General features: G+C 75.7%; 1 protein-coding gene. It reads left to right on the forward strand.

Annotated elements, in window-relative coordinates; genetic code table 11:
• Nucleotides 1-248, forward strand: a 248-nt coding sequence (locus QWJ41_RS20940; RefSeq protein WP_302710409.1) for a thermonuclease family protein, incomplete at its 5' end; no start/stop codon positions are given.
• Nucleotides 249-329 lie beyond the last annotated feature (81 nt).

The raw sequence follows: 329 nt of genomic DNA on the forward strand, positions 1-329 counted from the left end.
CGCTGGCCGACCTCGTGCCGCCCGGCACCAGCGTCAGCGTGGAGGCCGAGGAGGAGATCCTCGACCCCTTCGACCGCGTGCTGCTCTACGTCTACGACGCCGGCGGCGACATGGTGAACCGGGCCATGGTGCGGGCCGGGCACGCCGAGGCGGTGCTCTACGAGCCCAACGACCGCCACATCGAGCGGATGCGCGCCGCCGAGGCCGCGGCCCGCGACGCCGGGCGGGGACTCTGGTCGGCCTGCTGAACCGACCGCCCACGACCATGCGGCGGGCGCCCGTCCCGGTGGTGGACGATGGGGCCATGAGCCCGCGCGCCCCCGTCACCG

The organism is Nocardioides cremeus, from assembly GCF_030518195.1.
In the GTDB taxonomy this organism is placed as follows: Bacteria; Actinomycetota; Actinomycetes; order Propionibacteriales; family Nocardioidaceae; genus Nocardioides; species Nocardioides cremeus.